The organism is Streptomyces sp. NPDC013455, from assembly GCF_040632975.1.
GTDB lineage: Bacteria > Actinomycetota > Actinomycetes > Streptomycetales > Streptomycetaceae > Streptomyces.
Map to the genome: position 1 here is coordinate 273,923 of NZ_JBEYCX010000008.1, position 25,878 is coordinate 299,800.

Here is a 25,878-nt window from a genome sequence, read left to right on the forward strand (position 1 = left end):
ACCCGGCTCGCGCGCTCACTGCTGCCGCAGCGCGAACCACAACTCCATGCGGACGTCCGGGTCGTCCAGGTCGGCGTCCAGGAGGGCGGCGCAGCGGGCGATCCGCTGCCGCACGGTGTTGCGGTGCACGCCCAGTGCCACCGACGTGCGGTCCCAACTGCCGTGCAGGGACAGCCAGCCGCGCAGGGTCTCGGCGAGCGCCGGCCGGCCCGCGAGCGGCGCGAGGAGCGCCCGCGCGTGGGCCCGCGCCTCCGCCCGGGGGACCAGGTCCTCCAGGGCCGGCCGGGCGGCGTGCCGGACCAGCGGGGCACGGGTGGCGCGGGCGCGGGCGAGGGCCCGGGCGGCCTGGGTGTCGGCCTGCGGCCACTCGTGCGGCTCGGCGGCGGCACTCACCCCGAGCGTCCAGCCGGGCTGCGGCTGCGGCTCCCGGTCCGCCGGCACCAGGACCCTTACGAGGTCGGGGGCGAGGTCGACCAGAGGTGAGCCCAGGGCGGCGCCGAGCGCGGAGGCGGCGATCGCGTCCGGGACCTGGGCGTCCGGCCGCGCGTGCACGACGAGGCGGCGGCCGGTGCCGAGCAGGGGGGCCACCTCGGCGGGCGGGGCGCCCAGCAGCAGCCGTACCAGGGCGGAGGACCGGGCGGCCCCGGCCCCGCTCTGGTGCTCGCCGGTCAGCAGGGCCAGCAGCACGGCGGCGACGGAGGCGATGGTGTGATCGCCGGGACCGCGCCGGGCGGTGGCCACCCCGAGCACGAAGCCGCCGCCGGCGCCGAGGGCGTAGACGGAGAGGCGGGTGGGTCCTAGGGCGCCGGCGGCGGAGGCGGGCTGCGGCCGGGGGACGGGCTGCGGGTCGGCGGCCGGCGCGCCCCCGGGCTGCGGGGATGCCGGGGGTACCGGTCGGACCACCCCGGCCAGCTCCGCCAGGGCCGCCGGTACGCCCTCCGGGGCCCTGCGGCCCGCCGCCGCGACCTCCGTGCCGTCCGGCCCGTAGAGCACCGCGCGCCCGCCCAGCCGCTGGGCCAGCCGGCGCAGCACCGCGGGGACGGGGTCCGGGCGGGCCGCGGCCGCCGCGAGCTGCTGCTGGGCCTCGGTGACGCGGCGCAGCTCGGCCGTCCGCGCCTGCGCCATCAGCTGCCAGACCGCGCGGGCCACACCGGAGAAGGTGGTCTGCGGCGGAACCTCCAGCAGGGGCAGGCCCCGGCGGTCGCAGGCGGCCACCAGGGCCCGCGGGACCGTGTCGTGCACCGGGGCCAGCCCGAAACCGAGGGCCGCTCCGCCCGCCGCCACGATCCGGGAGACGTAGCCGTCGAAGTACTCCGCCGCGCCCCCGGCTTCACCCGGCCGGCCCGTGCCGCCCTCGCCGCGGGCCGTCTCCGGGATGTGCACCCCGGCCGTGAGCAGCAGCTCACCGCCCAGCAGGTACGGGTACGGGTCGGCCATCTCCGAGGTGTGCGCCCAGTGGATCACGACGCCCGGGTCCGCCGGGCCCGCGATCTGCCGCAGGGCGAGGTCCTCCCGGGCCAGCAGGGACTGGAGCGGTACCGGCGGGGTCGGCGGGACCGCCGGGGCGGCCGTCTCCGGCATGGTGTGCGTTCCCTCCATCCCGTCCGTGCCATATGGATGAAACGTACACTTCGCAGCCGTCGCCCGGCCACCTACTGTCGAAGGGGCCCGACCACCCCCGAACTCGCGTCCGAACCGGTCCCGGCACACCAGTAGAGTCGTAGGGAAGCAGTACATGCGCGGCGAAGCGCAGGAAAGAAGGCAAACGACCATGAGCAGCACCGAGACGCCCCGCGGCCCCGTCGACTCCTCCCGCATCCCGCGGTACGCCGGTCCCGCGACCTTCGCCCGGCTGCCCCGCCTCGACGAGGTCGGCACCGCCGACGTCGCCGTCGTCGGCGTGCCGTTCGACTCCGGCGTCTCGTACCGGCCGGGCGCCCGCTTCGGCGGCAACGCGATCCGCGAGGCGTCCCGGCTGCTGCGCCCGTACAACCCGGCGCAGGACGCCTCCCCCTTCGCCCTCGCGCAGGTGGCGGACGGCGGCGACATCGCCGTCAACCCGTTCAACATCAACGAGGCCGTCGAGACCGTCGAGGCGGCGGCGGACGAGCTGCTCGGCACCGGCGCCTGCCTGATGACCCTGGGCGGCGACCACACCATCGCCCTGCCGCTGCTGCGCTCGGTCGCGAAGAAGCACGGCCCGGTCGCCCTGCTCCACTTCGACGCCCACCTGGACACCTGGGACACCTACTTCGGCGCCGAGTACACCCACGGCACCCCGTTCCGCCGTGCCGTCGAGGAGGGCATCCTCGACACCGAGGCGCTCTCCCACGTCGGCATCCGCGGCCCGCTCTACGGCAAGCAGGACCTCACCGACGACGAGAAGATGGGCTTCGGCATCGTCACCTCGGCGGACGTCTACCGCCGGGGCGCCGACGAGGTGGCCGACCAGCTGCGCCAGCGCATCGGCGACCGCCCGCTCTACATCTCCATCGACATCGACTGCCTCGACCCGGCCCACGCGCCCGGCACCGGCACCCCGGAGGCGGGCGGCATGACCTCCCGCGAGCTCCTGGAGATCCTGCGCGGGCTGGCATCCTGCAACCTGGTCTCGGCGGACGTGGTCGAGGTCGCCCCGGCGTACGACCACGCCGAGATCACCTCGGTCGCGGCCTCCCACACGGCCTACGAGCTGACCACCATCATGAGCCGCCAGATCGCGGCGGCCCGCACCGCCTGACACCCCTCAGGGGACCGAGAACGGGGACCGAGAACAGTGACCCACGACCACGACCTGGTGCTCCGCCCGACGCCCGCGCAGACGGAGGCCGCACTGCACCCTCCGGCCGGACGCAACGGCGGGGACCTCGTCGTGGAGACGCTGGCCGGGCTCGGCGCGACCACCGTCTTCGGTCTGCCCGGCCAGCACGCCCTCGGTGTGTTCGACGCCCTGCGCCGCTCCTCGCTGCGCTACATCGGCCTGCGGATGGAGAACAACGCGGGCTTCGCGGCGGACGCGTACGGCCGTGTCACGGGTGAGGCGGCCCCGCTCCTGCTGTCGACCGGACCGGGCGCGCTGACCTCGCTCGCCGCGCTGCAGGAGGCGGCGGCCGCCTCCGCCCCCGTCCTGGCGATCAGCAGCCAGGTCCCCCGGGCGGGCCTGGGCGGCGGCCGCCACGGCTACCTCCACGAACTCCCCGACCAGGCGGCCTCGTTCCGGGGCGTGGTCAAGTCGGTCCACACGGTCCGCACCCCCTCGCAGATCCCCTCCGCGATCGCGGCGGCCTGGACGTCGGCCCTGACGGCCCCGCACGGCCCGGTGTGGGTGGAGATCCCGCAGGACGTGCTGCTGGCCGAGACGGACCTGCCGGTGGTGACGGCGGTGGACGCCACCCCGGACGACCTGCTCCCGCGCCCGGAACTGACGGCGGTGGCGGCCGACCTGCTGTCCCGTGCGGCGCGCCCGGCGATCATCGCGGGCGGCGGGGTGGTCCGCGCGGACGCCTCCGGGAAGCTGCGGCAGCTGGCCGAGAAGCTGCGGGCGCCCGTGGTGACGACCTTCGGCGGCAAGGGCGCCTTCCCCTGGACGCACCCGTTGTCCCTCCAGTCCTGGCTGGAGGACCGGCACACGACCGACTTCCTGGAGGACGCCGACGTCCTGCTGGTGGTCGGCTCGGGCCTGGGTGAACTGTCCTCCAACTACCACACGTTCCGACCGCGCGGCCGGGTGGTCCAGATCGAGGTGGACCTCGGCAAGCTGGAGTCCAACCACCCCGCGCTCGGCATCCACGCGGACGCCCGACCGGCCCTCCAGGCCCTGCTGGAGACGGTGGAGGAGCGCACGGACGAGTCGGCGCCGGAGCGGGTGCGCGAGCTGCTGGCGAAGGTGGCGGCCCGGATCGCGGCCCAGGACCTGGGCCTGGAGCAGGACGTGCTGGCGGCCGTGCGCCGGGCCCTGCCCGCCGACTCGCCGTCCTTCTGGGACATGACGATCCTGGCGTACTGGGCCTGGTCGGCGTTCGACCCCCGGGGCGCGAACCGCATGCACTCGGCCCAGGGCGCCGGCGGCCTCGGCTACGGCTTCCCGGCGGCGCTGGGCGCGGCGGTCGCGGACCCCACCCGGCCGGTGCTGGCGGTGTCCGGCGACGGCGGAGCGCTGTACTCCATCGCCGAGCTGGCGACGGCGAGGCAGTACGCCCTGAACGTCACCTGGCTGATCGTCGACGACGGCGGCTACGGCATCCTGCGCGAGTACATGACGGACGCCTTCGGGCAGGCCACGGCGACGGACCTGCCCGGCCCCGACTACGTGGCCCTCGCCGGGTCCTTCGGCGTACCGGCCGTGCGCACGACCCCGGACACCCTGGAACAGGACCTGTCCAAGGCCCTGTCCACCCCCGGCCCGTCGGTGGTCGTCCTCCCCACGACGCTGCGCATGTTCGCACCTACGCACCTGGGCTGACGGGGGGCGCCGGTGGCAGCCGGACCCAGACCGCGTCGGACTCCGAGGCCCGCGCAACCGCGCAGGGCGTCAAGTAAGCGATTCATCCGCCGAGTTGATGGTCGGAAGGTGCCGTCCTGGCCGGGGAGCGCCAGTATGCTCTGTGTCGCTGGTGCTTCGATCGCCGTCCAGTGCTCCGGTCCGCCAGGGCCGGATCCCGCACCGCGGGACGCTACGGCGAGAGGAGCACGGGCATGGCAAGGAGAAGGCGTGGCACCACGGAACGTGAGCCGGAACCGCTTCCCCGGTGGGCGCGGGTCACGGTCGCGATCCTGACGCCATTGGCCCCCCTTGTCGCGGTGTGTGTGCAGGCGTTCGCCAAGTAGGGCGACGACGGGAACGGGGTTCGGGCCGAAGGGGACTGCTTCGCCGAAGAGCGAGGTGAGTCCGACCGGCCCCAAGTCGGCCGGACCCACCCGGCGCATGCACCGCGGTCTGGCTCCGGTGGCCCCCGGGGCCAGACCTCACCGCGCCGACGTGCGCCGACGAGCTCACGCCCGTGTCCTTGCGGCGGGAACCAGAACCGCGCACGTCACCGGCAACTCTAGCCAAAACCGTCCGCGCTGGACGGTCTTCGGGACCAGGCGAACGCCCCGGCGGTTCAGCAGCCGCCCGGGCCCACCCCGTCGATCCGTCCGCCGAAGTCGCCCAGGTACTGGGAGCGCCAGTCGCCGTTGAAGACGTCACGCTTCTCCACCGGGCTCCAGTTGATGAAGCAGGCGCGGGTGGAGGCGACGAACGAGCCCACGTGGTCGTGCAGGCCCGGCGGCAGGTCGCGGTAGCCGCTGCGGGCCGTCCACTCCCAGTACGAGCCGCCGAAGCCCTCGCCGCTCCAGAAGCAGACGGAGCCGTCGGGACAGGAGGGGGCGGCGGCGCGGGCCGTCGCGGTCTGCGCGGGCAGGAGAACGGCGGTCACGGCGAGGGCGGCGGCCAGCGTCCAGGCGCGGAGCTGCTTCATGTGGGCTCTCCGGTGGAGGAGTCGGGATGCCCGGCAGTGCGGTGCACCGGGCGTCGCCAGGATGGGGTCCGGCCGGCGGGACACGCCCGGAAACAGTGGAGCCGTCGCGGATGTGAGGGAAGAAGTGGGACTAGTACTACACCGGTGTTCTGACGGTGAGTGAGCAGCAACCTCCCGGAGGAGCCGACCGCTACGCCCTTGACCTCAAGTCCGGTTGAGTTTCTACGGTCGATCTCGTCGAACCGACTCGGACAACGGCAGGGAGCCCGGCCATGGAGTACTCACACAGCGACGCCGACCTGATCAAGCAGCCCATCGGCTACTGGAGTTGGGCGGCCTACAAGGCCGTCGTCGCCCGCACCCGGGCCGCCCTGGCCGGCATCGGTACCACCCAACCGCAGTGGTGGGTCCTCGCACAGGTGGCAAGGGCCGACACCGTCAAGACCCGTGACGAAGTGTCCCGTCTCCTTCGGAACTACCTCGACACCGGCCCGGAAATCATGGAGTCGGAGATCGACACGATCATCGCCCAGGGCTGGATCACCGAGGATGCCGAGGGACGCCTGGGCATCACGGCCGAGGGCAGGGCGTTCTACGACAAGGCCGCGGCCCTTCAGGACGAGCTCTGGGCGGAACGGCACGCGGGTATCTCCGACGAGGAGTACCTGACCACCCTCAAGGTGTTGCAGCGGTTCATCCACAACACGGGCGGGCGGGCTTGGCACCACTGATGCTGCGGCCGGTGGTTTCACGGTGAGTGAGCGCGTGCAGCCCACCCGTCCCCTGGCCACCCGGAACGCTTCCTCCACCGTCCCCCGCTGCCCGGCGGCCGTCACCAGCGCGCCCAGGGTGACACCGGGGTCTGTGCGGCACAGAGAGTAGGCGATCTCGCGGACGGGTCCGCCGGTCTTCCTGTCCTTCTTGTGGGGCACGGTGGAACGGCGGACCAGCAGGGGGCGCTCCAGCCCGTGGCCGTGGGGAAACGGAGCGACGAGCCGGCCACCGTCACGCCACGTGAACAACCCGCTGTCGTACCAGTGGCACCGCGACCGGTCGACGGCCGGCCGCTCCGGCCGGTGGACCGGCGCCCACCGCGGCCCCGAACTCCAGCCCTGCGAACATGCGTACAACTTCCGACCGCCCTGGCGAGTCCTCTCAGACAGCGCACGGGTGCGCTCAACGGCGTTCAGGGGGACGCCCGTACGACGTTCAAGGGGACTTTCCATGACTTACCGGACATTCAGTCGGGCCGGCGCGCTCGCGGCCGCCGTCAGTGCCGCGGTGCTCATACCGACCGTCACCGCCGCGACGCCGGCCGCCGCGACCACGCCCGCGGTCACCTGCACGTCCGCCAAGGCGGGCCTGGCCGACAAGCTGGCGAAGGACATCACGGCGGCCCTGGCCAACCGCAAGGGCACCGTCGCCGTCGGCCTGTACGACCGCAGCACCAAGACCACCTGCACGCTGCGCGCCACCAGCGCCTACGACTCCGCCAGCACCGTCAAGGTCACCGTGCTCGCCGCGCTGCTGTGGGACGCGAAGAAGCACGACCGGTACCTGACGAGCACCGAGCAGTCGCTCGCCAAGGCCATGATCACCCAGTCCGACAACGCCGCGACCAGCAAGCTGTGGAAGCAGCTGGGCATGACGAAGATCAAGGGCTTCCTGGCCGCCGCCGGCATGACCAAGACCGTGCCGGGCGCGGACGGCTACTGGGGCCTGACCCAGGAGAACGTCACCGACGAACAGAAGCTGCTCAAGCTCATCACCGCCAAGAACAGCGTGCTGAGCGACAACTCCCGCGCCTACATCCTCAAGCTGATGGGCCAGGTCGTCTCCTCGCAGCGCTGGGGCACCCCGGCCGGCGCGCCCTCCTCCGTCTCCGTGCACGTCAAGAACGGCTGGCTGCAGCGCTCCACGCACGGCTGGCGGGTGCACAGCCTGGGCACCTTCAAGGGCGCCGGCCACGACTACATGATCACCGTGCTGACGCAGGACAACAGCACCATGAGCTACGGCGTGACCACCATCCAGAACATCGCCAAGGCGATCCACAAGGACCTGGTGCCGACCACCTCCGGGATCACCCGCTACACCCCGACCAGCCGGCCGAGCGAGGCGTTCGTCGCGGTGCCGCCGCAGGGCTGACCCTTCACGAGGCGGCCTCCCGCGCGTCACCGGCCGGCTCTACGGTGACGCCCATGCGCCCGAGAACCGTACTCGCCACCCTCACCGCCTGCCTGGCGGCGGCCACCTGCCTGTCCGCCGCCGGGCCCGCCGGTGCCACCGCGCCCGCCGGCGCCACCGCCCGGCCGCCCGGCGCCTGTTCGCCCGCCGTCTCGATCGACCGCTTCTCCGACGCGCTCGACAAGACGACGTACGACGGCACCTTCGTCGGCAACCTCTCCGCCCTCGCCGAGGACCGGGACGGCTCCCTCGCGGCCCTGTCGGACCGCTCGGTCCTGTTCCGCCTGGACGCCCGTACCCTCCGGCCCGAGGCGGCCGTCCGCCTCGCCGACGAGAAGGGCGCCGACCTCGACTCCGAGGGTCTCGTGCTCGACCGGGACGGCACCCGGCTCGTCACCTCCGAGACCGAGCCGTCCGTCCGCCGCCACTCCGGCGACGGCCGGATCCTCGGCCGCCTCCCGGTCCCCTCCCCGCTGCTCGTCGCCCCGGCCGGCCGCGCCGGCGCCAACCAGACCTTCGAGGGCCTGACCCTGCTGCCCGGCGGGCGCACCCTGCTGGCCGCCATGGAGTACGCGCTCGCGGGCGACCCGCCCGGCCTGGTCCGCTTCCAGACCTGGCGGCGCCACCAGGGCCGTTTCGAGCTCGCCGCCCAGTACGCCTACCGCACCGACCCGGGCCTCGGCGTACCGGAGGTCCAGGCCACGCCCGACGGCCGCCTGCTGGTCCTGGAGCGCGGCTTCACCGCCGGCGTCGGCAACACGGTCCGCCTCTACCTGGCCGACCCGCGCCGCGCCACGGACACCAGCGGCATCGAGAACCTGACGGGGCGGAGCGATGTGCGCCCGGCCGGCAAGACCCTGCTGGCCGACATCGCCGACTGCCCGTCCCTGGGGGCCACGGCCGGGCAGCCCCAGCCGAACCCGCTGCTGGACAACATCGAGGGCATGGCGATCACCGGCCGCGACCGCGCGGGCCGCCTGCGGGTCCTGCTGGTGAGCGACGACAACCAGAACCCGGCCCAGACGACGCGCGCCTATTTCCTGCGGGTACGTGTCTGAGAACCGCCGCCGTTTTGTTGCGCGGGGATGAAATCCGCATCTCACGGCGTTGGTGCCTTCCGGTAGAGCAGGTCCGGAAACAGGAGGGCACCGGCGTGACAGCGCAACGGGGATGGGCACGGCGCCTGGCGGACTACGCCTGGCGGTACCCGAAGGACGTGGTCCTGGCCCTCGGCTCGTCCCTGGCCGGCATGGCCGTCATGGCCGTCGTGCCGCTGATCACCAAGGTGATCATCGACGACGTGATCGGCGGCCACACCCGCTCCATGGCCCCCTGGGCCGGCGCCCTCATCGGCGCGGCGCTCCTCGTCTACGCCCTCACCTACATCCGCCGCTTCTACGGCGGCCGGCTCGCCCTGGACGTCCAGCACGACCTGCGGACCGAGATGTACGGCACGATCACCCGGCTGGACGGCCGCCGCCAGGACGAGCTGTCCACCGGGCAGGTCGTCGGCCGGGCCACCAGCGACCTCCAGCTGATCCAGGGCCTGCTCTTCATGCTCCCGATGACCATCGGGAACGTCCTGCTCTTCCTGATCTCCCTGGTGATCATGGCGTGGCTGTCGCTGCCGCTGACCCTGGTCGCGCTGGCCGTCGCGCCCGCCCTCGGCTGGATCGCCAAGCGCAGCCGCGGCAGGCTGCACCCGGCCACCTGGTACGCCCAGGCCCAGGCCGCCGCCGTGGCCGGCGTGGTCGACGGCGCGGTGAGCGGGGTCCGGGTGGTGAAGGGCTTCGGGCAGGAGGAGCAGGAGACCCACAAGCTGCGCGAGGTCGGCCGCCGGCTCTTCGCGGGCCGCCTGCGCACGATCCGCCTGAACAGCAGGTACACCCCGGCGCTCCAGGCCGTCCCGGCGCTCGGCCAGGTCGCCATGCTGGCCCTCGGCGGCTGGCTCGCCGTGCGCGGCCACATCACGCTCGGCACCTTCGTGGCCTTCTCCACCTACCTCGCCCAGCTGGTCGGCCCGGTCCGGATGCTCGCGGTGGTCCTCACGGTCGGCCAGCAGGCCCGCGCCGGCACCGAGCGCGTCCTGGAGCTGATCGACACCGAGCCGACTTTGCGGGACGGCACCAAGGAACTGCCCGCCGACGCGCCCGCGACCGTCGAGTTCGACGACGTGTCCTTCGGGTACGACCACGAGCGGCCCGTGCTGGAGGGGCTGAGCTTCGAGATCCGCTCCGGCGAGACCCTCGCCGTCGTCGGCTCCTCCGGCTCCGGCAAGTCCACCCTCTCCCTGCTCCTGCCGCGCTTCTACGACGTCACGCACGGCGCCGTCCTGATCGGCGGCCACGACGTGCGCGAGCTGACCCTGGACTCGCTGCGGGCCGCGATCGGACTGGTGCCCGAAGATTCGTTCCTCTTCTCCGACACCGTCCGCGCGAACATCGCCTACGGCCGCCCCGACGCCACCCAGGAGGAGATCGAGGCCGCCGCCCGCGCGGCCCAGGCGGATCGTTTCATCGCCGAGCTGCCCGAGGGCTACGACACCAAGGTCGGCGAGCACGGCCTGACCCTCTCCGGCGGCCAGCGCCAGCGCGTCGCGCTCGCCCGCGCCCTGCTGACCGACCCCCGCCTGCTGGTCCTGGACGACGCCACCTCGGCCGTCGACGCCCGGGTGGAGCACGAGATCCACGAGGCGCTCAAGCACGTCATGCAGGGCCGTACCACCCTGCTCATCGCACACCGCCGCTCCACGCTGAACCTCGCCGACCGCATCGCCGTCCTGGACGGCGGCCGGCTCGCCGACCTCGGCACCCACGCGGAGCTCCAGGAGCGCTCGGCCCTCTACCGCCGCCTGCTCACCGACCCCGACGAGCTGGGCGGCGTCTCCCCGGGCCACGCCCGCCCGGCCGAGCCCGCCGAGGACACCTCCGTCCGGGACGAGCTGGACGCCGAGTTCGACGCCGAGCGGGGCGTGACCCCCCGGCTGTGGACCGGCGACCGCGCACCCAGGGACCAGGCGCTGACGGGCACCCCGGCCACCCCCGAACTCCTCGCCCAGGTCGAGGCGCTGCCCCCGGCCACCGACACCCCGGACGTCGACGAGGGCCGGGCGGTCCGCGCCGAGGACTCCTACGGCCTGCGCCGGCTGCTGCGCGGCTTCGGGCTGCCGCTGCTGGTCAGCCTGCTGCTGGTCGCCGTGGACGCCGGCGCCGGCCTGCTGCTGCCGGTGCTGATCCGGCACGGCATCGACTCCGGTGTGACCCGGGCGGCGCTCGGCGCGGTCTGGGCGGCGGCCCTGCTCGGCCTGCTGACCGTCCTCGTGCAGTGGGCCGCGCAGATCGGCGAGACCCGGATGACCGGCCGTACCGGCGAGCGGGTGCTGTACGCGCTGCGGCTGAAGATCTTCGCCCAGCTCCAGCGGCTCGGCCTGGACTACTACGAGCGCGAGCTGACCGGCCGCATCATGACCCGGATGACCACGGACGTCGACGCCCTGTCCACCTTCCTGCAGACGGGCCTGGTCACGGCGTTCGTCTCGGTGGTCACGTTCTTCGGCATCATGGTCGCCCTGCTCGTGCTCGACGTCCAGCTCGCCCTGGTCGTCTTCGCCACCCTGCCCCCGCTGGTCGTGGCCACCTTCTTCTTCCGCCGGGCGAGCGTGAAGGCCTACGAGCTCGCCCGCGAGCGGGTGTCGTCGGTGAACGCCGACCTCCAGGAGACCGTGGCCGGGCTGCGGATCGTGCAGGCGTTCCGGCGGGAGCGGGACGGCGGGCGGCGGTTCACCGAGCGCAGCGACAGCTACCGGCGCGCCCGGATCCGCGGCCAGTGGCTGATATCCGTCTACTTCCCGTTCGTGCAGCTGCTGTCCTCGGTCGCCGCGGCGGCCGTGCTGATCGCGGGCGCGGGCCGGGTGGAGGCCGCCACCCTGACCACCGGCGCGCTGGTGGCCTACCTCCTCTACATCGACCTGTTCTTCGCGCCCGTCCAGCAGCTCTCCCAGGTCTTCGACGGCTACCAGCAGGCCACCGTCTCGCTGGGCCGCATCCAGGAACTGCTGCGCGAGCCGACGTCCACCAAGTCCGCCGACGAGCCCCTGGAGGTGCTGTCGCTGCGCGGGGACATCGCCTTCGAGGACGTGCACTTCGCGTACGGGTCCGGCGACGAGGCCGAGGAGGCGCTGACCGGCATCGACCTGCGGATCCCGGCCGGGCAGACGGTGGCGTTCGTCGGCGAGACGGGCGCCGGCAAGTCGACCCTGGTCAAGCTGGTCGCCCGGTTCTACGACCCGACCGCAGGCCGGGTCACGGTCGACGGCACGGACCTGCGCGCCCTGGACCTCACCTCGTACCGGCACCGGCTCGGGGTCGTGCCGCAGGAGGCGTACCTCTTCCCGGGCACCGTCCGGGACGCCATCGCCTACGGCCGCCCGGACGCGACCGACGCCGAGGTGGAGGCGGCCGCCCGCGCGGTCGGCGCGCACGAGATGATCGCCACGCTGGAGGGCGGCTACCTGCACGAGGTCGCAGAGCGCGGCCGCAACCTCTCGGCGGGCCAGCGCCAGCTGATCGCCCTCGCCCGCGCCGAGCTGGTCGTCCCGGACATCCTGCTCCTGGACGAGGCCACGGCCGCGCTGGACCTGGCCACCGAGGCCCAGGTCAACCAGGCCACCGACCGGCTGGCGGGCCGCCGGGGCGCCGATCCGTCGACGGACGGCCACCCCTCGGCGAGCGCCCGTGCGCGCACCACCCTGATCGTGGCCCACCGCCTGACCACCGCCGCCCGCGCGGACCGGGTGGTGGTCATGGACCACGGGCGGGTCGCCGAGGACGGCACCCACGAGGAGCTGCTGGCCCGCGGCGGCCGGTACGCCGAGCTGTGGCGGACCTTCGTGGGCGCGTCCGAGCCGGAGGAGCCGGTCGGCGCGTCCCGCTGAACAGGCCGGCGGGGCCCGCTCAGCCGGTCGGCGCGTCCCGCTGAGCAGGCCGGCGGGTCCCGCTCAGCCGGGAAGCCCGGGGAGCCGGTCGGCGCGTCCCGCCGGGCCCCCGGCTGACGCGTCGCGCTGACGGTCGTGCAACCATCCGGCACACGCGTGCGTCCGTACATCAGTACGGGCACGGGGGTGTGACAGGGTACGGGGAGGACGACAGTGGACAGTGGTGCGATACGCCGGCGGCTGGCGCTCGCCGCGGCCGTGCTGGCCGCGTCCGGCGCGCTCGCGTTCACGGCGGCGGGTACCGCCCAGGCCGGCGCCGCCGGCGGCTGCGCCGGGCGCGAGGTGCGGACCCTGCCGTTCAGAACCGGCGTCACCCACGTCTACAAGCACCACGGCTACGTCTGCGCCGTCACCGTCGCCCGCCGCCCCGGCCCCGTCCAGACCATGTCGGTCAGCGTGCAGGCGCGGGGCAACCGGCCGGTCGTCGACAAGGGCCGCTACCGGCACCACGCCGGTCCGGTGACCGTGCACGCCGGCCACCGCTGTGTCTGGATCAAGGGCGCGGTGGGCCGTTATTCGGTCAGTTCCGGCTGGATCCTGTGCTGACCGCGGCCCGCGAGCCGGGTTTGTGACTCGGAGCACGCAATTCCCTCTGGTGGGACGACAGTTGCTGGGATAGCTTCCGGCGCACATCTGTCTCACAGGGGAGAGTGCGCATGCGCAAGGCGCTCAGATGGCTGCTGGCGCTCACGGTGCTCATAGGCACGCTGAGCACGGCGGCCGGCGCGGCCACCGCCGCCGAGTCCGAGCCCACCGACATCAAGGACCGGCTCCTGTCGATACCCGGCATGAGCCTGATCCAGGAGAAGCCGTACCCCGGCTACCGCTACTTCGTCCTGAACTACACCCAGCCGGTCGACCACCGCCACCCGGACCGCGGCACGTTCCAGCAGCGCATCACGGTGCTGCACAAGGACACCAGCCGCCCGACGGTCTTCTACACCAGCGGCTACAACGTCTCCACGACCCCCTCGCGCCGCGAGCCCACCCAGATCGTGGACGGCAACCAGGTCTCCCTGGAATACCGCTACTTCACCCCCTCCCGCCCCGCCCCGGCCGACTGGTCCAAGCTGGACATCTGGCAGGCGGCCAGCGACCAGCACCGCGTGTTCCGGGCCCTGAAGCAGGTCTACTCCGCCAACTGGCTGGCCACCGGCGGTTCCAAGGGCGGCATGACGGCCACCTACTACGAGCGCTTCTACCCTCGCGACATGGACGGCGTGGTGGCGTACGTCGCCCCCAACGACGTGGTGAACGAGGAGGACTCGGCGTACGACCGGTTCTTCGCGCGGGTCGGCACCAAGGAGTGCCGGGACCGGCTGAACGCGGTCCAGCGGGAGGCGCTGGTGCGGCGCGCGGCGCTGGAGAAGAAGTACGCGGCGTACGCGGCCGAGAACGGCTACACCTTCACCACCATCGGCAGCCTCGACAAGGCGTACGAGGCGGTCGTCCTGGACTACGTCTGGGGCTTCTGGCAGTACAGCCTCCTGAAGGACTGCGCGTCGGTCCCGGCGGATGCGGCGACCGCGACCGACGAGGAGATCTGGAACTCGGTCGACACCATCTCCGGCTTCTCCGCCTACACCGACCAGGGCCTGGAGACGTACACGCCGTACTACTACCAGGCGGGCACCCAGCTCGGCGCGCCGACGATCCACTTCCCGCACATCGAGAAGGGCCTCGTCCGCTACGGCTACCAGCCGCCGCGCAACTTCGTGCCCCGCTCCATCCCGATGCGCTTCCAGCCGCAGGCGATGCGGGACGTGGACACCTGGGTCCGCCACCACGCCACGCACATGCTGTTCGTCTACGGCCAGAACGACCCCTGGGGCTCGGAACGCTTCCGCCTCGGCACGGGCGCCCGTGACTCCTACGTCTTCACCGCGCCCGGGGCCAACCACGGCGCGAACGTCGCGGGCCTCGTCCCGGACGAGAAGTCCCGGGCGACGGCCGCCGTCCTCCAGTGGGCGGGCCTCTCCCCGGCCACGGTGGACCGGGCCAGGCCACTGGCGAAGTACGACCCGAAGCTGGACGTCCGCGACGCGGAGCGGGAGCCCGCGCTGCGGCCCTGACCGGACCCGGCGGGCCGGCCGCTAGTACGTCAGGCCGTGGCCGATCGGGTACAGCTCCTTCGTCGGGTCGTCCGCCCGCCGCACCGGCACCGGCAGCTTCCCGCGCGGTGCGACCCGGCCGGCGATCACCCGTGCGGCGGCGCGCAGTTCGACGTCCGTCCAGCAGTACGTGGCCAGACAGGCCCGGACGGAAGGGAACTGCGCGACGTCGTACGGGTTGCGGACCGCCACCACGACCACCGGCCGGCCCGTCGCCAGCAGGCGGTCGACCAGGGTGCGCTGGGTGCCGGCCGCCGTCACGTTGTAGGTGGCGACGACCACCGCGTCCGCGTCCCGGGCGGCCGCGACCGCCTTGTCGATGGCCGCCGTCGAGGGCGCGGTCCCGGTGGACAGGGCCGTGGCGGTGAAGCCCAGCTCGGTGAGGGCGGCGGCCAGGACCCCGGTGGGCGGGCCGGTGGTGCCGGACGGGGAGGCCGGGTCGGCGCCGACGACCAGGAGCCGGTGCTCCGCGCGGTGGTCGAGGGGGAGGGTGCCGTCCTCGTTGACCAGCAGGGTGGTGGTGCGCTCGGCGATGCGGTCGGCGGTGGCCAGGTGGGCCTTGGTGCCGACCGTGCGGCCGACGCCCGCGCGGTCGGCCCAGGGGTGGTCGAACAGGCCGCGCCGGGCCTTCAGTCGCAGGATGCGCAGGATCGATTCGTCCAGCCGTTCCTCGGTCAGCTCGCCCTCCTGGACGGCCCTGAGCACCGCGTGCCAGGCCACGTCCAGCGACGGCGGGTTGAGCAGCTGGTCCACGCCGGCCTTGAGCGCGAGCACCGGCACGCGGTCGTCGCCGTACTTCGTGCGCACGCCCTGCATGCCGAGGGAGTCGGTGACGACGACCCCGTCGTAGCCGAGTTCCTCGCGCAGGATGCCGGTGAGGATCGGGCGCGAGAGGGTGGCCGGGTCGCCGGAGCCGTCCAGGGCCGGGAACTGGATGTGCGCGGTCATGATCGAGTCGATCCCGGCCGCGATCGCGGCCCGGAAGGGCACGGCGTCCAGCCGCTCCCACACGTCCCGGCTGTGCGTGATGACCGGGAAGCCGTAGTGGCTGTCGACGGCGGTGTCCCCGTGTCCCGGGAAGTGCTTGGCGGTCGCGGCGACCCGCGCCGCCTGATAGCCCTTCACCTCGGCGGCGACCAGCCGCGCGACCGCCTCCGGGTCGGCGCCGAAGGAGCGGACGCCGATGACCGGGTTGGCCGGGTTGACGTTCACGTCGGCGTCCGGGGAGTAGTCCTGGTTGATGCCCATCGCGCGCAGTTCGGCGCCGGAGATCCGGCCGAGGGTCCGCGCGTCGGCGCGCGAGCCGCCCGCGCCGATCGCCATGGCGCCGGGGAAGAGCGTGGCGGGCCTGCCGACCCGGCAGACCGCGCCGTGCTCCTGGTCGGTGGCGATGAGCAGCGGCAGGCCGCGCGGCTGGTCGAGCGAGGCCCGCTGGATCCCGTTGGACAGGTCCGCGATCTGGTGCGGGTCGCGGGTGTTGTGCGCCCAGGTGAAGTAGATGATCCCGCCCACCCGGTACTTCGCGATCAGCTCGGCGGCGGTGCGGACGCCGATCTCCTTGAGGTTGGCGTCGACGTCCGCCTGGTCGGGGGCGGTGGCGGAGTGGCCGTAGACCCGCATCACGAAGAGCTGGCCGACCTTCTCCTCCAGCGTCATGCCGGAGACCAGGGCGCGCAGGCGGTGTTCGCCGGGGGTGCCGCCGGTGGCGGCGCGGGCGGTCGCCGGTACGGTCAGCGCGGCGGTGAGGCCCGCGGTCGCGGCGAGGACGGCGCGTCTGGACGGCCGTGCGGTGTTTCCCGTGCTTCCCGTGCTGGTGTCGTGCACGTGCGCTCCTTCCAGAGGAGAACCGCTGAAGGAAACTTCCGAGGAGTCACCAATATCCAGGAAGTTTCTTTCCGTCAAGGGAATGCACAGTAACCAGGAAGGCACCGCGGGCCCCGCATTCACGGGGGCGCGTCCAGCTCCTGGACATCCGGGACCTGGAGTGCGGACGAGCCGTCATCATGCCGCCATGCCCGCAGTCGCCATCCCCGGTTCCAAGTCCATCACCGCCCGCGCGCTCTTCCTCGCCGCCGCGGCCGACGGGGTCAGCACCCTCGTACGGCCGCTGCGCTCCGACGACACCGAGGGCTTCGCCGAGGGCCTGACCCGGCTCGGCTACCGGGTCGGCCGCACCCCGGACACCTGGCAGGTGGACGGCCGCCCGCAGGGGCCGGGGCGTGCCGAGGCCGACGTCTTCTGCCGCGACGGCGCCACCACCGCGCGCTTCCTGCCCACCCTGGCCGCCGCCGGACACGGCAGCTACCGCTTCGACGCCTCCCCGCAGATGCGCCGCCGCCCCCTCGGCCCGCTCACCCGCGCCCTGCGCGACCTCGGTGTCGACCTGCGGCACGAGGAGCGCGAGGGACATCACCCGCTCACCGTCCACGCGGCCGGCGTCGAGGGCGGCGAGGTGGTGCTGGACGCCGGCGAGTCCTCCCAGTACCTGACCGCGCTGCTGCTGCTCGGCCCGCTCACCCGCACCGGACTGCGGATCCGGGTGACCGACCTGGTGTCGGCGCCGTACGTGGAGATCACCCTCGCGATGATGCGCGCCTTCGGCGTGGACGTGGTCCGGGACGGCACGGCGTACGACGTACCGCCCGGCGGCTACCGGGCCACCACCTACGCCATCGAGCCGGACGCCTCCACCGCGAGCTACTTCTTCGCCGCGGCGGCCGTCACCCCGGGCCGCGAGATCACCGTGCCCGGCCTCGGCGCCGGCGCGCTCCAGGGCGACCTGCGCTTCGTGGAGGTGCTGCGCCGGATGGGTGCGCAGGTGGAGATCGCCGCGGACCGCACGACCGTACGCGGCACCGGCGAACTGCGCGGACTCACCGTGAACATGCGGGACATCTCCGACACCATGCCGACGCTGGCCGCGATCGCCCCGTTCGCCTCCGGACCGGTCCGCATCGAGGACGTCGGCAACACCCGGGTGAAGGAGTGCGACCGCCTGGAGGCGTGCGCGGACAACCTCCGGCGGCTCGGCGTGGGGGTGGCGACCGGCCCCGACTGGATCGAGATCCGGCCCGGCACGCCCGCGCCCGGAGTGGAGATCAAGACCTTCGGCGACCACCGCATCGTGATGTCCTTCGCCGTGACCGCGCTGCGCACGCCCGGCCTGACCTACGACGACCCCGGCTGCGTCCGCAAGACGTTCCCGGGCTTCCACGAGGCGTTCGCGGCCCTGCCCGCCGCCGGCTGACGGCGGGCGGTGACACAGACACCGAGGAGAGGATCAGCGGCATGACCACACGCTCGTATCTCATCCTGCACGGCTGGCAGAACCACCGTCCCGAGGGCCACTGGCAGCACTGGCTCGCCGACCGGCTCGCCGCGGCCGGCCACCGGGTCGGCTACCCGCAGCTGCCCGACGCCGACGACCCCGACCTGGACGTGTGGCTCGGCGAACTCGCCCGCCACCTGGAGGAGCTGGACCCCTCGGGGGAGCGGGTCGTGGTGGCGCACAGCCTGTCCGCCGTGCTGTGGCTGCACGCGGCCGCCCGGGGGATGAAGGAGCAGCACCACGCCGACCGGGTGCTGCTGGTCGCCCCGCCGTCCGGGTCCGTCCTCGCCCGCCACCCGGAAGTGGCCGCCTTCGTCCCGCCCGCGCCGGACTTCGCCCTGCCCGGGCCCACCCGACTGGTCGCCGGGGACGACGACCCGTACTGCCCCGAGGGCGCGGGTCCGCTCTTCGCCGAGCCGTTCGGCATCCCCGCCGACATCCTGCCCGGCGCCGCCCACCTCGACCCGGACGCCGGCTACGGCACCTGGCCCGCCGTCCTGGCCTGGTGCCTCGACGGCACCGCCCCGCTCACGGGGCGCCCGGCGGGCCGGTAGTCCCGGCGCGCAGCTCGGGTGTCGTCGTCGCGACCGCCGCCACCGCCAGGACGCACAGCAGGCCGCCGCTGATCAGGGCGGTCGTGCCCGAGGTCCAGCCGGCGACCAGGCCGCCGCGTGCGTTGCCGAGGCTGGGGCCCGCCTGGCCGACGATCTGCTCGGCCGCCGTGACCCGGCCGAGCAGCGCGTCCGGGGTGCGGGTCTGCACGATCGTGGACCGGGAGACCACCGCCGTGGCGTCCGCCGCGCCGGCCAGCGCGAGCAGGGCGAGGCCCGCCCACGGGCTGCCGGCCATGCCGAACGCGACCAGCGCCGCACCCCAGGTCGCGGACGCGCACAGCATCACCGGGCCCGGCCGGGCGAGCCGGGTCAGCGGGCCGGACAGCGCGGTCGCCGCGACGCCGCCCACCGCCAGCGCCGACAGGAAGAGGCCGAGGGTGCGCGGGTCACCGCCGAACCGCTCGGCGTTGACCAGCGGGAACAGGCTCACCGGGAACGAGAGCACGGTGGCGGCGAGGTCGGTGACCAGCGCCCCCCGCACCACCCGGTGCCCGGCCAGGAACCGCAGCCCGTCCAGCACCCCGTGCACCCCGGCCCGCGACGGCTCGCCCTGCGGCGGCAGCGCGGGCAGCCCGCTCGCGCCGTAGAAGGCGAGACCGAAGCTGAGGGCGTCCAGCAGATAGCAGACGCCGATGCCGAACCAGCCCAGCAGCACCCCGGCCAGAGCCGGCCCGAGCAGCATCATCGACTGACCGGTGACCTGCTGGAGCGCCAGCCCGGCGGCCACCTGCTCCTTGGGCAGCAGCCGGGGTACGAAGACCCCGGCGGCCGGGGCGCCGAGCGCGCCGAAGGCCGACTGCACGGCGACGAGCAGCAGCACCGCCGCCACCGGCACGTGCCCGGTGAAGCCCTGCACGGCCAGCAGCACCGAGCAGACCGCCTGGCCGACGGTCGCCGCGAGGAAGATCCGGCGCCGGTCGGCCCGGTCCACCCACGCCCCGGCGAACAGCCCGAACACCACCAGCGGCAGCGCCTGTGCCAGCCCGACCGCACCGGTCCAGGCGGTGCTGCGGGTCATGTCCCAGACCTGGTACATGACCGTCACCATGGTCATGAACCCGCCGAGCACGGACACGGTCCGGCCGATCAGCAGCCGCCGGAAGACGGGTGAGGTGCGCAGCGGTCGTACGTCCACGAGCGAGCGGGCGAGGCTCATGAGCGGAAGCGGGCGCACGGCCCGGGTGGCTGGATCACCGGGGGAGGCTAACCGCGGGTCCGGGCCCCCGCCATCGATTTTCCCACCGGCCCGGACCCGACTACGCCGCCTCGGGCCGGCTGGTCTCCCGGCGGCCATGGCGAGTGCGCCGCCCCGGGCCGGCCGGTTACCGGTGATCCGGGCCTGACCGCACCGCCTCGGGCCGGCTGGTTTCCCGGTGGCCCGGACCCGGTTGGCCCGCTCGGCGCCCGCCGGGAAGCCGGTCGTCCAAGCCCGGTCGCGCCGCCTCCAAGCCCGGTTGCGCCGCTCGGCGTCCGCCGGGAAGCCGGTCGTCCAAGCCCGGTCGCGCCGCCTCCAAGCCCGGTTGCCCCGCTCGGCGTCCGCCGGGAAGCCGGTCGTCCAAGCCCGGTCGCGCCGCCTCCAAGCCCGGTTGCGCCGCCTCCAAGCCGGGTTACGCCGCCTCGCCCAGCAGCCGTACCAGGTGCTCGCGTCCCGCGCCCAGCAACTCGGGCAGCGGGCCGGCACCCTCGTACCAGCGCTTCTCGTACTCCCAGCACAGCCAGCCGTCCCAACCGCCCCCGCTCTCGGCTTCGCTCGAGTGGGGGGACCTCCCCCGGGACAGCACGTCCACGCACTCGGTGAGCGGCAGCACGCCCGCGCCGAGCGGCAGCGGGGTGGTGTCCTCGGCGGAGGAGATGTCCTTGACGTGGACGTAGCCCAGGTGCGGGGCGAGGGCCGCGTAGCTGTCCGCGGGCTGCTCACCGCCCAGCCAGGTGTGCATCACGTCCCACAGCGCGCCCACGTGCCGGTGTCCGACCGGGCCGAGGACGCGGATCGCGTCGGCCCCGGTGCGGTGCGAGTCGTGGGTCTCCAGCAGGATGCGGACGCCGAGCGCGGCGGCGTCCTCGGCGGCGGTGCCGAGCCGCCGGGCGGCGAGCGCGTCGGACTCCTCGCGGGGCCGGTCCGGGTCGGCGCCGGGGAAGACCCGGACGAAGGGCGCGCCCAGGTCGTGGGCCAGCCGCAGCAGGTCCCGGATCTCCGCCAGCACGGGCGCGTCCTCGCCCGGGGCGGCGACGCGCGCGTACCCGGCGAGGCCGAGCACCGAGATCCCGGCGCCCCGGAACAGCGCCGCGGTCTCGGCGCGTTCGGCGGGCGCCAGGCCCGGATGCACCGGTTCCTCGGGGTGGGCGCGCAGCTCGACGCCGTGATAGCCGTGCGCGGTCGCGAGCGCGAGGACCTCCGGCACGGGCAGGCCGGGAACACCGAGAGTGGAGAACGCCAGCTTCATGGCCACGGACCCTACTCGCCCCTCACCCGCTCCGCCCAACACGAGCCCCCGCTTCCGGCCGACCGCCCGGCCCCGCCACCCCGAGAGCCGCCTCACCCCCCGGTGCAGGGGAGGACTGCCGCGGCGCCCGGACAATCCCGCGGCGGCCCATGGACTCGTGACGCTCCGGGGGAGCCCGGTGGTGCTCCGGGGGACTCCCGTGGTGCTCCCGAGGTGCCGCGGAGAACTCCCGGCGCCCCAGGCTCCCCGCGCCGCTCACGGCCCGGTCCGCGGTCGGGATATTCACTGGTCGCCGCTTGTCGGTGGTGGTCATACTGCCGCGATGGATCCAGTGACGCTTCAGACCGACCGTCTGGTGCTGCGGGCCTTCACTCCTGCCGACGTGGATGCGGTGTACGAAGCCTGCCAGGACGAGGACATCCAGTTCTACACCCCGGTGCCGGTGCCGTACCGGCGCGCGGACGCGGAGCAGCTCGTGGGGGAGAAGCTGCCCGCTCAGTGGGCCGAGGACAGGGACTACACCCTCGGCGCGTTCCGCAAGGACACCGGCGCCCTGGTCGGCTCGTACTGCCTGACCCTCCTCAGCCGCGGCGTCTGGGAGCTCGGTTACTGGGCGGTCAAGGAGCAGCGCGGACGCGGGTACTCGGTGGAGGCCGCTCGGGCCCTGTGCGACTGGGGGTGGGCCACCCTCGACGTCCACCGCATCGAATGGTGGGCCATGACCGGGAACACCGGCTCGCTTGCCGTCGCCCGGAAACTCGGCTTCACGGTCGAAGGGACGCTGCGCAATCGCGGCATCGCCAACGACGGCAAGCCGCACGACTGGTGGGTGGGCGGACTGCTGAGGCCCTGATGCCCGGGCCGGTGCTCCGCCGGCCGCGTTCGCACTTCTGCGGGGAAGCACAGAGTGCGGCCGGGAAGCGGGCCCGTGCGGCCTCGACCCATCCTGCCTTCCGCGGTGTCTCGCGGGCACATCTCGGTGAGGTGACCGAAGAGTTGGCCGATCCGCGGCTCGCCCGGCAGGTCACCCGCTGATCGACCACCATCCGACCCGCCAGGCCGGCACGCCCGGACCTCTCGCGGACCAGGTCGCCGGCAGGACTACCGCGGCACTCCCGTGGACCCCCGCACCATCAACTCGCCCCGCACGGAGGCGATCCCTCCGGGCGGCGGCTCCTCGCGGCCCATGGCGATGCGGCCCGCCCGGGCGCCCGCCTCGGCCAGGGGCAGCCGGACCGTGGTGAGGGACGGCACCGCGTCCACGCTGAAGGGCAGGTCGTCGAAGCCCGCCACCGAGACGTCCTCGGGGATGCGCCGGCCGGACTCGCGCAGGGCGGCGCAGGCGCCGAGGGCGACGGAGTCGTTCGCGGCCACGATCGCCGTCAGGGAGGGGTCGCGGCGCAGCAGCTCCAGCGTGGCCTCGTAGCCGGACTGCCGGTCGTACCGGCCGTACACGGTCCAGCGCGGATCCTCCTCGACGCCGGCCGCCGCCAGGGCCGCGCGGTGGCCCTCCAGACGGTGCCGGGTGGTCGTCCGCTCCTCGGGGCCGGCGATGTACCCGAGGCGCCGGTGGCCGAGGCCGACCAGATGGTCGGTCAGCGCCCGGGCGCCGCCGCGGTTGTCGAACGTGAGCGCGACGGCCGGGGCGTCCGGCGCCGGCGGGCGCCCGCACAGCACCACCCGGGTCCCGGCGTCCGCCAGCTTCCGCAGCTTCGCCGCGACCGCCGTCGCGTGCGGCTCGTCCTCCACGGCCCCGCCGGTCAGCACGACGGCCGCCGCCCGCTGCCGCTGCAGCAGGGTGAGGTAGGTCAGTTCACGCTCCGGCGAGCCGCCCGTGTTGCACACGACCGCCAGGCGTTCCCCGCCCGCGCGCCCGCCCGGCCCGCCGATCTCGCCCTGGATCGCGCTCGCCATGATGCCGAAGAACGGGTCGGCGATGTCGTTGACGAGGATGCCGACGAGATCGGAGGTGGCCGCGGCGAGCGCGCTGGCGGGGCCGTTGAGGACGTAGTCCAGCTCGTCCACCGCCCGCAGCACCCGCTCGCGCGTGGACGCGGCGACCGGGTAGTTGCCGTTCAGCACGCGCGACACCGTCGCGGGGGAGACCTGGGCGCGGGCCGCCACGTCCGCCAGGGTCACCGTCATCTCGTCGTCCTCCGGTCGCGCATGTCGTCGTACGCCCTCGTAGACAGCCAGGCCGCGCTCGCGGTTCCGAGGCGGACCTTCGAGCAGACCTTAAGGCCGGCGACCCCGGTTGTTCGCCCCCTCGAACAACTCGAACGGGACACGGTCTTGTACAGAGCGCCGTGCACAGGCTAGCTTGCCTGCATAGAAAGCGCTTGCTGTACGCGCTCGCCGTACTGCCGGCGCTGTTGCTGAATGGGGGCGCGCGGCGCCCGACGAAGGGGACTGACGTGACACGCAAGACGGTGCGTATCGCCATGAACGGCGTGACCGGGCGCATGGGCTACCGCCAGCACCTCGTCCGGTCGATCCTCGCCCTGCGCGAGCAGGGCGGCCTCGACCTCGGCGACGGCACCGTGCTCTGGCCCGAGCCGGTCCTGCTGGGCCGCCGCGAGCACGCCCTGCGGGAGATCGCCGAGCGGCACGGCCTCGAACACGTCTCCACCGACCTGGACGCCGTCCTCGCCGACCCCACCGTCGACATCTACTTCGACTCCCAGGTCACCTCCGCCCGCGAGGAGGCGATCAGGAAGGCGATCGCGGCCGGCAAGCACGTCTACACCGAGAAGCCCACCGCCACCGGTCTCGACGGCGCCCTCGCACTCGCCCGGCTGGCCCGGGCGAAGGGCGTCAAGCACGGCGTCGTCCAGGACAAACTCTTCCTGCCGGGCCTGCTGAAGCTGAAGCGGCTCGTCGACGGCGGCTTCTTCGGCCGGATCCTCTCCGTCCGCGGCGAGTTCGGCTACTGGGTCTTCGAGGGCGACTGGCAGCCCGCCCAGCGCCCCTCCTGGAACTACCGTTCCGAGGACGGCGGCGGCATCGTCGTCGACATGTTCCCGCACTGGGAGTACGTGCTGCACGAGCTGTTCGGCCGCGTCAGGTCCGTCCAGGCCCTCGCCACCACCCACATCCCGCAGCGCTGGGACGAGAACGGCAAGCCCTACGACGCCACCGCCGACGACGCCGCCTACGGCCTCTTCGAGCTGGAGGGCGGCGTGATCGCCCAGATCAACTCCTCCTGGGCCGTGCGCGTCCACCGCGACGAACTGGTCGAGTTCCAGGTCGACGGCACCGAGGGCTCGGCCGTGGCCGGTCTGCGCAGCTGCCGTGTCCAGCACCGCAGCGCCACCCCCAAGCCGGTGTGGAACCCGGACATCCCGGCCACCGAGGTCTTCCGCGACCAGTGGCAGGAGGTGCCCGACAACGCCGAGTTCGACAACGGCTTCAAGGCCCAGTGGGAGCTGTTCCTCAGGCACGTCCACGCCGACGCCCCGTACCACTGGGACCTGCTCGCCGGCGCCCGCGGCGTGCAGCTCGCCGAACTGGGCCTGCGCTCCTCCGCCGAGGGCCGCCGCATCGACGTACCGGAGATCTCCCTGTGACCATCCAGCTCCCCGCGCCGGACGGCACGCTGCGCACCTACGAGCCGCGCACCGAACCGCTCTCCCCGGCCCCCGGCACGCCCCTCGCCTCCCGCACGGTCTTCTCGGCGGCGCACGTCGTCGCCGACCCGTACGCGGACGTGTCCCCCGACTCGCCCGCCGCCGTGGACTGGGACGCCACCCTCGCCTTCCGCCGCCACCTGTGGTCCCACGGCCTCGGCGTCGCCGAGGCGATGGACACCGCACAGCGCGGCATGGGCCTGGACTGGGCGGGTGCGGCCGAGCTGATCCGGCGCAGCGCGGCGGAGGCGAAGGCCGTCGGCGGCCGCATCGCCTGCGGGGTCGGCACCGACCAGCTCGCCGCCGGCACGCTCGCCGACGTCCGCGCCGCCTACGAGGAACAGCTCGCGGTCGTGGAGGAGGCGGGCGCCCAGGCGATCCTGATGGCCTCCCGCGCCCTGGCGGCCACCGCCACCGGTCCCGAGGACTACCTGGAGCTGTACGGCCACCTCCTGCGCCAGGCCGCCGAACCGGTGGTCCTGCACTGGCTGGGCCCGATGTTCGACCCGGCCCTGGAGGGCTACTGGGGCTCGTCCGGCCTGGACGCGGCCACCGACACCTTCCTGGAGGTCGTCGCCGCGCACCCCGACAAGGTCGACGGCGTCAAGATCTCCCTGCTGGACGCCGGGCGGGAGGTCGACCTGCGGCGGCGGCTGCCGCGGGGCGTGCGCTGCTACACCGGCGACGACTTCCACTACCCCGAGCTGATCGCGGGTGACGACCAGGGCTTCAGCCACGCCCTGCTCGGCATCTTCGACCCGCTGGGGCCGCTGGCGGCCGAGGCGGTACGGGTGCTCGACACCGGGGACGTCGCCGGCTTCCGCGCACTCCTCGACCCGACGGTCGAGCTGTCCCGCCACCTCTTCCAGGCGCCGACCCGCTTCTACAAGACGGGTGTGGTGTTCCTGGCCTGGCTGGCCGGCCACCAGTCGCACTTCACGATGGTCGGCGGCCTCCAGTCGGCCCGTTCCCTGCCGCACTTCGCCCGCGCCTACGAACTCGCCGACGCACTGGGCCTCTTCCCGGACCCGAAGCTGGCGGAGGAGCGGATGAAGAACCTGCTCGCCCTGTACGGAGTGGCCCAGTGAGCACCGGACTCGAACGCTTCTCCGTCAA

The 25,878-nt window shown here is 73.7% G+C and carries 19 protein-coding genes; 13 read left to right on the forward strand and 6 right to left on the reverse strand.

Translation table 11 applies throughout. The features are described from left to right. Window positions 1-15: 15 nt before the first annotated feature. A complete protein-coding gene (locus tag ABZ576_RS16220) occupies window positions 16-1,581 on the reverse strand; it encodes a helix-turn-helix domain-containing protein (protein ID WP_360740580.1) in 1,566 nt (521 codons plus the stop codon). A gap of 190 nt (window positions 1,582-1,771) precedes the next feature. On the opposite strand from ABZ576_RS16220, the gene speB reads away from it, so the two are divergent. Together speB and ABZ576_RS16230 are read left to right on the forward strand one after the other, a co-directional pair. Then, window positions 1,772-2,740 carry an agmatinase gene (gene speB / locus ABZ576_RS16225; RefSeq protein ID WP_360740582.1) on the forward strand — a complete coding sequence of 323 codons (969 nt, stop codon included), beginning with the start codon at window positions 1,772-1,774 and terminating at the stop codon, window positions 2,738-2,740. A gap of 36 nt (window positions 2,741-2,776) precedes the next feature. Next, entirely contained in the window at window positions 2,777-4,462 is a 1,686-nt protein-coding gene (locus ABZ576_RS16230) for a thiamine pyrophosphate-binding protein (protein WP_360740584.1), read from the forward strand. Between the two features lie 640 nt (window positions 4,463-5,102). On the opposite strand, the gene ABZ576_RS16235 is transcribed toward ABZ576_RS16230, so the two are convergent. Then, complete coding sequence (locus ABZ576_RS16235) at window positions 5,103-5,459, reverse strand: peptidase inhibitor family I36 protein (protein WP_360740586.1); 357 nt, start codon at window positions 5,457-5,459, stop codon at window positions 5,103-5,105. Between the two features lie 272 nt (window positions 5,460-5,731). On the opposite strand from ABZ576_RS16235, the gene ABZ576_RS16240 reads away from it, so the two are divergent. From ABZ576_RS16240 to ABZ576_RS16265, 6 genes are all read left to right on the forward strand, one after another. Beyond that, a complete protein-coding gene (locus ABZ576_RS16240) occupies window positions 5,732-6,190 on the forward strand; it encodes a MarR family winged helix-turn-helix transcriptional regulator (protein WP_360740588.1) in 459 nt (152 codons plus the stop codon). Between the two features lie 493 nt (window positions 6,191-6,683). Next, the gene (locus ABZ576_RS16245; protein ID WP_360740590.1) at window positions 6,684-7,607 is read left to right on the forward strand and encodes a serine hydrolase; all 924 of its coding nucleotides are present in this window, start codon (window positions 6,684-6,686) and stop codon (window positions 7,605-7,607) included. Between the two features lie 53 nt (window positions 7,608-7,660). Then, entirely contained in the window at window positions 7,661-8,704 is a 1,044-nt protein-coding gene (locus ABZ576_RS16250; RefSeq protein WP_360740591.1) for an esterase-like activity of phytase family protein, read from the forward strand. Between the two features lie 95 nt (window positions 8,705-8,799). Beyond that, complete coding sequence (locus tag ABZ576_RS16255; RefSeq protein ID WP_360740593.1) at window positions 8,800-12,579, forward strand: ABC transporter ATP-binding protein; 3,780 nt, start codon at window positions 8,800-8,802, stop codon at window positions 12,577-12,579. 213 nt (window positions 12,580-12,792) lie between these two features. Continuing rightward, window positions 12,793-13,185: a hypothetical protein gene (locus ABZ576_RS16260; RefSeq protein ID WP_360740595.1), complete on the forward strand. Its 393-nt coding sequence runs from the start codon at window positions 12,793-12,795 to the stop codon at window positions 13,183-13,185. 110 nt (window positions 13,186-13,295) lie between these two features. Beyond that, the gene (locus ABZ576_RS16265) at window positions 13,296-14,711 is read left to right on the forward strand and encodes a S28 family serine protease (RefSeq protein WP_360740597.1); all 1,416 of its coding nucleotides are present in this window, start codon (window positions 13,296-13,298) and stop codon (window positions 14,709-14,711) included. 21 nt (window positions 14,712-14,732) lie between these two features. Here ABZ576_RS16265 and ABZ576_RS16270 read toward each other — a convergent pair whose 3' ends face one another. Beyond that, the gene (locus ABZ576_RS16270; protein ID WP_360740599.1) at window positions 14,733-16,574 is read right to left on the reverse strand and encodes a glycoside hydrolase family 3 protein; all 1,842 of its coding nucleotides are present in this window, start codon (window positions 16,572-16,574) and stop codon (window positions 14,733-14,735) included. A 187-nt stretch (window positions 16,575-16,761) separates the two neighbouring features. Between ABZ576_RS16270 and aroA the strand changes: the two genes are divergently transcribed. Continuing rightward, on the forward strand, window positions 16,762-17,997 hold the full coding sequence (gene aroA / locus ABZ576_RS16275) for a 3-phosphoshikimate 1-carboxyvinyltransferase (protein WP_360740601.1): 1,236 nt from the start codon (window positions 16,762-16,764) through the stop codon (window positions 17,995-17,997). A gap of 41 nt (window positions 17,998-18,038) precedes the next feature. Continuing rightward, on the forward strand, window positions 18,039-18,632 hold the full coding sequence (locus ABZ576_RS16280; RefSeq protein ID WP_360740603.1) for an alpha/beta hydrolase: 594 nt from the start codon (window positions 18,039-18,041) through the stop codon (window positions 18,630-18,632). Here the strand turns inward: ABZ576_RS16280 and ABZ576_RS16285 are convergent. Both ABZ576_RS16285 and ABZ576_RS16290 read right to left on the reverse strand, forming a co-directional pair. After that, entirely contained in the window at window positions 18,607-19,848 is a 1,242-nt protein-coding gene (locus tag ABZ576_RS16285) for an MFS transporter (RefSeq protein ID WP_360740605.1), read from the reverse strand. The genes ABZ576_RS16280 and ABZ576_RS16285 overlap by 26 nt on opposite strands. Window positions 19,849-20,299: 451 nt before the next feature. Further along, the gene (locus ABZ576_RS16290; RefSeq protein WP_360740607.1) at window positions 20,300-21,136 is read right to left on the reverse strand and encodes a sugar phosphate isomerase/epimerase family protein; all 837 of its coding nucleotides are present in this window, start codon (window positions 21,134-21,136) and stop codon (window positions 20,300-20,302) included. Between the two features lie 322 nt (window positions 21,137-21,458). On the opposite strand from ABZ576_RS16290, the gene ABZ576_RS16295 reads away from it, so the two are divergent. Next, window positions 21,459-21,989, forward strand: coding sequence for a GNAT family N-acetyltransferase (locus ABZ576_RS16295; protein WP_360740609.1), 531 nt, complete (start codon window positions 21,459-21,461; stop codon window positions 21,987-21,989). Window positions 21,990-22,237: 248 nt separating this feature from the next. Here the strand turns inward: ABZ576_RS16295 and ABZ576_RS16300 are convergent, their stop codons facing one another. Beyond that, window positions 22,238-23,281 carry a LacI family DNA-binding transcriptional regulator gene (locus tag ABZ576_RS16300; protein ID WP_360740611.1) on the reverse strand — a complete coding sequence of 348 codons (1,044 nt, stop codon included), beginning with the start codon at window positions 23,279-23,281 and terminating at the stop codon, window positions 22,238-22,240. A 269-nt stretch (window positions 23,282-23,550) separates the two neighbouring features. On the opposite strand from ABZ576_RS16300, the gene ABZ576_RS16305 reads away from it, so the two are divergent. Both ABZ576_RS16305 and ABZ576_RS16310 read left to right on the forward strand, forming a co-directional pair. Continuing rightward, window positions 23,551-24,702, forward strand: a complete 1,152-nt coding sequence (locus ABZ576_RS16305) for a Gfo/Idh/MocA family oxidoreductase (RefSeq protein ID WP_360740613.1) — start codon at window positions 23,551-23,553, stop codon at window positions 24,700-24,702. Beyond that, entirely contained in the window at window positions 24,699-25,850 is a 1,152-nt protein-coding gene (locus tag ABZ576_RS16310) for a dihydrodipicolinate synthase family protein (RefSeq protein ID WP_360740615.1), read from the forward strand. Before ABZ576_RS16305 ends, ABZ576_RS16310 begins: the two co-directional genes overlap by 4 nt. The last annotated feature ends 28 nt before the right edge of the window (window positions 25,851-25,878 follow it).

Bases quoted from the DNA above. Each gene is read 5' to 3' on its own strand.
- ABZ576_RS16280 (WP_360740603.1), top strand. From the start codon at position 18,039: ATGACCACACGCTCGTATCTCATCCTGCACGGCTGGCAGAACCACCGT.
- ABZ576_RS16285 (WP_360740605.1), bottom strand. From the start codon at position 19,848: ATGAGCCTCGCCCGCTCGCTCGTGGACGTACGACCGCTGCGCACCTCA.
- speB (WP_360740582.1), top strand. From the start codon at position 1,772: ATGAGCAGCACCGAGACGCCCCGCGGCCCCGTCGACTCCTCCCGCATC.
- ABZ576_RS16245 (WP_360740590.1), top strand. From the start codon at position 6,684: ATGACTTACCGGACATTCAGTCGGGCCGGCGCGCTCGCGGCCGCCGTC.
- ABZ576_RS16300 (WP_360740611.1), bottom strand. From the start codon at position 23,281: ATGACGGTGACCCTGGCGGACGTGGCGGCCCGCGCCCAGGTCTCCCCC.
- ABZ576_RS16240 (WP_360740588.1), top strand. From the start codon at position 5,732: ATGGAGTACTCACACAGCGACGCCGACCTGATCAAGCAGCCCATCGGC.
- aroA (WP_360740601.1), top strand. From the start codon at position 16,762: ATGCCCGCAGTCGCCATCCCCGGTTCCAAGTCCATCACCGCCCGCGCG.
- ABZ576_RS16250 (WP_360740591.1), top strand. From the start codon at position 7,661: ATGCGCCCGAGAACCGTACTCGCCACCCTCACCGCCTGCCTGGCGGCG.
- ABZ576_RS16235 (WP_360740586.1), bottom strand. From the start codon at position 5,459: ATGAAGCAGCTCCGCGCCTGGACGCTGGCCGCCGCCCTCGCCGTGACC.
- ABZ576_RS16220 (WP_360740580.1), bottom strand. From the start codon at position 1,581: ATGCCGGAGACGGCCGCCCCGGCGGTCCCGCCGACCCCGCCGGTACCG.
- ABZ576_RS16265 (WP_360740597.1), top strand. From the start codon at position 13,296: ATGCGCAAGGCGCTCAGATGGCTGCTGGCGCTCACGGTGCTCATAGGC.
- ABZ576_RS16295 (WP_360740609.1), top strand. From the start codon at position 21,459: ATGGATCCAGTGACGCTTCAGACCGACCGTCTGGTGCTGCGGGCCTTC.
- ABZ576_RS16290 (WP_360740607.1), bottom strand. From the start codon at position 21,136: ATGAAGCTGGCGTTCTCCACTCTCGGTGTTCCCGGCCTGCCCGTGCCG.